Origin of the sequence: Syntrophorhabdus sp., assembly GCA_012719415.1 — a bacterium.
Classification (GTDB): domain Bacteria; phylum Desulfobacterota; class Syntrophorhabdia; order Syntrophorhabdales; family Syntrophorhabdaceae; genus Delta-02.
Map to the genome: position 1 here is coordinate 1 of JAAYAK010000124.1, position 7,244 is coordinate 7,244.

The window sequence follows — 7,244 nt, forward strand, 5'->3', positions numbered from 1 at the left end:
CCGACGGGGCAGCGTATCCACAAGGCCCTCAAGGTCCTGACACACATGGGCAAGCACACGCCGAAGATCTTCCAGGCGTGCTGCACCGGCGAGCACATGGATGTGGAGATACAGATGTTCCGGATCAACGAGAAGGGACAGGAGGAGAAGTACTTCACCATCAAGCTCCAGGATGCCATCATCGTCGAGTCACGGGAGTGGTTCCCGGAGACCTTCGTCGAGGGTAACAGGCCCTTCAAGCACATGGAGGACATCCTCTTCACTTACGAGACGATCATCTGGACCTACGTCCCCGACGGCGTCGAGGCGGAAGACTCCTGGAAGAAACCTGTCAGCTCCTGATAACCGGCGGCTGTCTCACGGCTCCGACAGGGGAATGAGAAGGATAAGGCCTTAAAGCGGGCGGGGCCGGGTCAGACCGGCCCCGCTGCATAGCTGTACCGCAACCCCGGTATGAACCCATGTATGAAGAGCGATTGACGCAAAGGATCCGAAACCTCGAGCGCATAAACACCGCCAAGGGCACCGGTGACGTCTCGCAGGTCGTCAACTCCATCATAAGCCATCTCCAGCGGGTGCTCAACACGAGGCAGGGAAGCGTGCCCATCGCCGAGGACTACGGAATGCCCGACTTCACCAACTACCAGGGCCTCGGCCTGACGGAAGAGGCAAAGGATATCGCGGACACCATCAAGGGCATGATCCTCAAATACGAACCCCGCCTGGGCGGCGCCCAGGTCACCTACGAGCCCGACAAGGACGACCTGCTCTCCCTGCGCTTCAAGCTGCAGACGGAGATCGTCCACGTCAGGGACGAGCGCATTGTGGTGGAACTCGAAACCGTCATCAGCTCCGAAGGCAAGGTGCGGGTTACGCGATAAGAGGCATGAGGTAACACGTGTTCAACAGGTACTACCAGCAGGAACTGCAGAACCTTCGGGAACTCGCGGTGGAGTTCTCGAAGACGCACCCTGTCGCGGCGCCCATGCTCAGCGGTCCCACGCCGGACCCCGACGTCGAGCGCCTTCTCGAGGGCGTCGCCTTCCTGAACGGCCTTCTGCAGCAGAAGCTCGACGACGAGTTCCCCGAACTCGTCCACAGTCTCATGGATGTCATCTTCCCCCATTACATGAGACCCATACCATCCATCTCGATAGTCGATTTCAAGGCGAAGCCCGGCCTGACCGAGGCCGTTTTCGTTCCCTCGGGAACGTCCCTTGCCTCCGTACCCGTCGACGGCACGTCGTGCACGTTCCGTACCTGTTTCGACGTGGAGGTGCACCCCTTAAGCGTCGTTTCGCTGGAGGCCCGGGCGCGTCCCACTGGCGAGCCGGAGATGCTGAGGCTCGTCATGGAGCTTAAAGGGATCACCCTTGACAGGTGGGATGTGAAGGGGCTCTCCTTTTTCCCGGGGGGCACCTTTTCCCAGGGCGCGGACCTCTTCGCACTCATGACACGCTACCTCAAGCAGGCGACCATCCGCCCCGTGGAAGGCGGCAGCCCCTGCGTTCTGCCGGCGGATTGTGTCACGGCGCCCGGCTTCGACCCCGGGAACTCCCTTTTCCCCTTCCCCGCGCAGTCCTTCTCCGGCTACAGGCTCCTGCAGGAATACTTCATCATGCCGACGAAGTTCCTCTTCCTCAACCTCGGGGGCTGGGAAAGGTGGCGGGACCGCGGTGACGGGACGCGTTTCGAGGTGATCTTCGAGTTCCTGCCCTCGTCGCTCCATTTCCCCCAGGTAACGCCGGACAACATCGTGCTCTTCTCAACGCCCGTCATCAACCTTTTCAAGATGGAAGCGGAGCCGGTCGTTCTGGACCACCGCAGGGAAAGGGTGCGGATCCGGCCTTCGGCCAAGGAGCCGAGGCATTACCACGTGTACGACGTCACGGAGGTCGTCGGTTACAGCCGGGGCAGTGTCGAAAAGACGACTTACTCCCCTCTCGACCTCTTCGGCAATATCGAACAGGGCGACCCGCTCTACCAGATGATACGGTACCGGTCACCGGTGGACGACACCATCGATGCATACCTTGTTTTCCCCTACCACAGAGGGGGGCCCGACCCCCGGGTGGAGACGCTCTCCATATCGCTGACATGCACCAACGGACAGCTCCCGGAAAAGCTCCAGTTCGGGGATATCTCTGTTGAAACGTCGGATTCGCCGGCGCTGCTCACGTTCCAGAATGTCATCCCCCCGACCTTTTACACCGAACCGCCGCAGGGCCGCAACGTGCTGTGGAAGTTCCTTTCCCACCTGTCCATCAATTTCCTCTCCGTGGCAACGACGGATAACCTGAGGGAGCTTCTCATGCTCTACACCCTGGAGGAGGGACGGGACCGGACGAGGACATCGGCAAGCCAGAGGGAGATACAGGGCATAAAGGACGTTTCCGTGTCGCCCGTGAGGCGTCTCGTGCGGGGCAACATGCTCCAGGGGCAGCGCATCGAGCTCAAGGTGAACAGGGAATATTACGCAAGCATGGGGAACCTCCTTCTTTTCTGCACCATCCTCGACCACTTTTTCGGCGCCTACAGCGCCATGCACACATTCACGCAGACCGAGGTCAGGGAGACCATCACCGGCGAGGTGCTGACCTGGCCGCAGCGGATGGGGGCACGATGCCTGGTGTAAGGGACGACCTTCTCGCGAAGGGTTCGTCATATTCCTTCGTCCAGGCGATACGGCTGCTCTCCCATTACATCCACACGGAAGGGTACGAGGGCGAAGATGTCATGCGCCAGAAGATCCGGGTGCGGCCCGAGCTGTCCCTCGATTTCCCGGGCAACGACATCGTCTCCATCTACCGGCGCGGCAGCGAGCCCGACAAGTTCTTCATCACCGCGACGTTCCTCGGGCTCTACGGCTCCTCGTCGCCCCTGCCCACGTTCTACACGGAAGACCTCCTCGAAGAGGCTTCCGACGACAGGAGCATCTCCCGGGATTTCGTCGACATCATCAATATGCCCACGTATCACCTGTTCTACAAGTGCTGGGCCAAGTACAACCTGGCATTCGGCCTCGCGGAGAGCCGCCGGGCCGACGCGCTGGAGAGGCTCTACTGCCTTCTCGGCTTCGGAACGGAGAAGATACGGGAGACCTTCGAAAAGCCCGGCCGGTTCTTGAGGTACATCGGGCTCGCCACCCAGATACCGCGGTCGGCGGAGGGCCTCAGGGCGCTCGTTAGCGACTGCATAGGCGAGCCCTCCATCGACATCGAACAATGCATCCCTTTCATGGCCGCCATCCCCGTGGACCAGCGGCTCAGCCTCGGTGTCGGCGGCCACTGCCTCGGGGAAGACGCCACGCTGGGCGCCTTCGTTCTCGACTGCACGGGGAAATTCAGGATCCACGCGGGACCTCTTTCGGGAGAGTCCTTTCAGAAGCTTCTCCCCGAAGGGCATTCCTTCGGTTTCATAGGAAAGCTAGCACATTTCTATCTCGACCAGCCCCTCGACTGGGACCTGGAGATAGCGGTCCTGCCGTCGGACATACGCCCCGTCAGCCTGGGAGAGGAAGAGTGTTCACGCCTGGGCTGGAACACGTGGCTCGCAAGCGACAAAGGATACACGGAGAACCGCGTCAGGCTTCAAAAGGCACCTTAAAAAAAGGAGATCGGGACCATGCTGACAGTAGACATCAAATCGCTCCTCATGAGACTTAACGATTACAGTGCCGCCGCCATGCAATCGGCGGCCGGGCTCTGTGTCTCGCGGACCCACTACGAGATAACGATAGAGCACCTCATCGCGAAGCTCTTCGACAACCCCGTGAGCGACTGGCCGCTCGCCTTTTCGCGCCTCGGCGCCGACACGGCGAAGGTCTTGAGGGCCGTTGAGGCGACACTCGAAGAATTCAGGACGGGCAACGCGGGCAAGCCGGTCTTCTCGCCCCTTCTCCTCGAGCTCATCCAGGACGCCTGGCTCATATCCTCCATCGACCTCGAGGAAAGAAAGGTCCGCTCCGGGGCCATTCTCCTCGCCTTTCTCTCGAAGCCGACCTTCTTCGCCTCCGGCCGCTATGCCGACCTTATCAAGTCCATCAGCCGCGACGCCCTCGCGGGCGATTTCTGGAATGTAACGAAGGGTTCCGTGGAAATGGACAGGACCCAGGCAAAAGAGGCAGGCGGCGGGGCGGCGGAAGGCGGCCCCCAGGGCGGGACCTTCCTCGACCGCTTTTGCACCGATTTTACCGAAAAAGCCGCACGGGGCGAGATCGACCCCGTCTTCGGCAGGGATTCCGAGATACGCCAGATGATCGACATCCTGGGACGCCGCAGGAAGAACAACCCCATCTGCGTCGGTGAGCCCGGTGTCGGCAAGACCGCCGTCGTGGAAGGCATGGCGCTGAGGATCAGCCAGGGCGATGTCCCGGACATGCTCAGGAACGTCACCCTTCTCTGTCTTGACATGGGCCTTCTCGAAGCAGGCGCCGGGGTCAAAGGCGAGTTCGAGAACCGCTTGAGGGGCGTCATCACAGACATAAAGGCCTCGGAGAAACCCATCATCCTCTTCATAGACGAGGCCCACACCCTCATCGGGGCCGGCGGCTCCGCCGGGGGCTCCGACGCGGCGAACCTCCTGAAGCCGGCTCTGGCACGCGGGGAACTGCGCACCATCGCCGCCACCACATGGACGGAATACAAAAAGTATTTCGAAAAGGACCCCGCGCTGGCACGCCGCTTCCAGGCGGTCAAGCTCGACGAGCCCACCGTCGAGGCGACGGCCCTCATGGTCAGGGGCCTCAAGGCGAACTACGAGAAGGCCCACAAGGTCATCGTCAGGGACGATGCCGCCGTCGCTGCGGCGGAGCTCTCCGACCGCTACATCACGGGAAGGTTCCTGCCCGACAAGGCCATCGACCTCCTCGACACGAGCTGCGCCCGGGTGAAGATCAATCTCACCGCGAAACCCGCCCGCCTTGAAGACCTGGAGAGGTCCATCGAGGCCTGCGATCGCGTCATCGGCGCCCTCGACCGGGACAGGGAGAACAGGGTGGCCATCGACGAAGAGGCGTATGCGGGTGAGGTTGCGAAGAAGGAAAGCCTCCAGAAGGCGGCGGAGGACCTCAAGGCCCTGTGGCTTAAGGAGAAGGAGGCCGCCGCAAAGGTGGTCGAAGCACGTCAGAAGCTCAGCGCAGCCGCCCAGGGGAACGGCGGCGCCGAACGCGACGAGCTCGAGAAGGAACTCGATGGGGCCACGCAGGCGCTCAAGGAGATACAGGGCTCCACGCCGATGATCCAGGTCGAGGTGGACCCCGATGTGGTGGCGCAGGTCGTCTCCGACTGGACGGGCATACCTCTCGGCAAGGTGCTCAAGGACGAGGCAAAGAACATCATCGACCTCGAAGACCGCCTGAAGGAGAGGATAAAGGGCCAGAACGCGGCCATATCCACCCTGGCGGAATCCATACGCGCCTCGAAGGCGGGCATCAAGAACCCCAATCAACCCATGGGCGTCTTCCTCTTCGTCGGTCCCAGCGGCACGGGCAAGACGGAGACCGGTCTCGTCCTTGCCGACCTCCTCTTCGGCAGCGAGCGCAACGTGGTCACCATCAACATGAGCGAATTCCAGGAGAGCCATACCGTGAGCCGCCTCATCGGCTCCCCTCCCGGCTACGTCGGCTATGGCGAAGGCGGGATGCTCACCGAGGCGGTGCGTCAGAAACCATACAGCGTCGTTCTCCTCGACGAGGTGGAGAAGGCCCACACGGACGTCATGAACCTTTTCTACCAGGTCTTCGACAAAGGCATGCTCACCGATGGCGAGGGCAAGGAGATCAGCTTCCGCAATACCATTATTATATTGACAAGCAATCTCGCCTCCGACGTGATCCATGAGATGAGCTCCGGGGAGGAGACCCTCTCCGCCGAGGTGCTTACCGGGGCCATCCGGCCCATCCTTTCGGCCCATTTCAAGCCGGCGCTCCTCGCCAGGATGACCATAGTCCCCTACTTCGACCTCGGCAGCGAGGCGATGCGGATGATCGTCGAGCTCAAGCTCCGCAAGGTTGCCGACATGCTGATGATGAACAACAAGATGCGCCTCACCTACACCCCCGCCGTGGCGGACCAGATCACCGCGCGGTGCACCGAGGTGGAAACGGGGGCGCGCAACATCGAGTACATCATCGGCGGCAACATCCTGCCAAGGCTCTCCCAGACGATACTCACCCATATGACCGAAGGGGGCATGCCGGCGGCGGTAAACCTCGATGTGCAGGATGACGGCACCTTCACGTTCACGTTCGAGGAATAGCTCCGGGAAAAGGGAGGCCCGATGGACATACCTTTCAAACCTTTCACCATACTCGCTATAGGAGCCTTTTCCCCCGTTCCGCGGGACGGATACCACGCAAAAATGGTCTCCGTCGACACACCCAATGACGCCCTTTCCCTTCTTCATCCCGCGCTGTGGGTGTCCCTTCCGAAGGAGATATGTCCCGAGGGCGGTGTGACGATAAGTCCCGAGAGGTTAAAGGACCTTACGCCCGACGGGATGTTGACGACGGTGCCCTACGTCAGGGACTTGAGCGACGCCCGCGCCTTTGTCAGGAAGAATGCCTCCGGGGGGATGTCCCCCTTTCAGCTTGCCGACGAGGTGCGCTCGCGGTGGCCCGGCATCCTCGTCAAGCTTTCCGTCCCGGCGGACGCGCCGAAGGCGCACGAGCGAAACCGCGTCGACGACATTCTCTCCATGGTAGCGACGGGCGCAGGCGCCGCTGCCTCGGAACCGGCGCGGCAGGAGGGCCCGATGGCCTGGGCTGCTGCGATCGACGGCATCCTCGCGGCGATCATGAGGGCCGTCTTCTCCGACGCGGATTTCCGGACCTTCGAGGCTGCCTGGCGCGGCATCGAGTTCCTCGCCAAAGAGGGGCCGGCCGGAGCCGCCAAGGACACTCGTCTTTCCCTCGTCAGCACCTCCCGCGAGACACTCGCCGAGGCCCTCGACGCGCTTGCCGCGGAGCTCGCGACGGACCCGCCGGAGCTTGTCCTCATCGACATGGCCTTCGACAGCTCCCCCGCGAGCATCGAGCTTCTCGAGGCGGTCTCGGCCTTCGCCGACACCGTCCTCGCCCCGACGGTCGTCTCCATGAGCCCCGGTTTCCTCGACCTCGGCGAATGGAACGAGATCGATCGCCTTGCCTATCTCGCCCACCACATCGAAGACAATCCGGTCTACGCCAAGTGGAACAGGCTGCGTTCCCTGCCTGAGGCCAACTGGCTCGTGGCGGCCTGCAACGG

General features: G+C 62.0%; 6 protein-coding genes. All 6 read left to right on the forward strand.

The annotated features are described in order from the left end of the window. Positions 1-342: type VI secretion system tube protein Hcp (hcp, locus tag GXX82_07760; GenBank protein NLT22928.1), on the forward strand; the 342-nt coding region annotated here is incomplete at its 5' end. Positions 343-461: 119 nt separating this feature from the next. Beyond that, positions 462-881 (forward strand): type VI secretion system baseplate subunit TssE, encoded by a 420-nt coding sequence (tssE, locus tag GXX82_07765; protein ID NLT22929.1) that lies wholly within the window; start codon positions 462-464, stop codon positions 879-881. Positions 882-898: 17 nt separating this feature from the next. After that, the gene (gene tssF / locus GXX82_07770; protein NLT22930.1) at positions 899-2,635 is read left to right on the forward strand and encodes a type VI secretion system baseplate subunit TssF; all 1,737 of its coding nucleotides are present in this window, start codon (positions 899-901) and stop codon (positions 2,633-2,635) included. Then, a complete protein-coding gene (tssG, locus tag GXX82_07775; GenBank protein NLT22931.1) occupies positions 2,623-3,606 on the forward strand; it encodes a type VI secretion system baseplate subunit TssG in 984 nt (327 codons plus the stop codon). Before tssF ends, tssG begins: the two co-directional genes overlap by 13 nt. Before the next feature lie 18 nt (positions 3,607-3,624). Continuing rightward, positions 3,625-6,258 carry a type VI secretion system ATPase TssH gene (tssH, locus tag GXX82_07780; GenBank protein ID NLT22932.1) on the forward strand — a complete coding sequence of 878 codons (2,634 nt, stop codon included), beginning with the start codon at positions 3,625-3,627 and terminating at the stop codon, positions 6,256-6,258. 21 nt (positions 6,259-6,279) lie between these two features. Then, positions 6,280-7,244 (forward strand): type VI secretion system contractile sheath large subunit (locus GXX82_07785; GenBank protein ID NLT22933.1); only part of this gene is annotated, 965 nt, incomplete at its 3' end.

Bases quoted from the DNA above. Each gene is read 5' to 3' on its own strand.
- tssG (NLT22931.1), top strand. From the start codon at position 2,623: ATGCCTGGTGTAAGGGACGACCTTCTCGCGAAGGGTTCGTCATATTCC.
- tssH (NLT22932.1), top strand. From the start codon at position 3,625: ATGCTGACAGTAGACATCAAATCGCTCCTCATGAGACTTAACGATTAC.
- tssE (NLT22929.1), top strand. From the start codon at position 462: ATGTATGAAGAGCGATTGACGCAAAGGATCCGAAACCTCGAGCGCATA.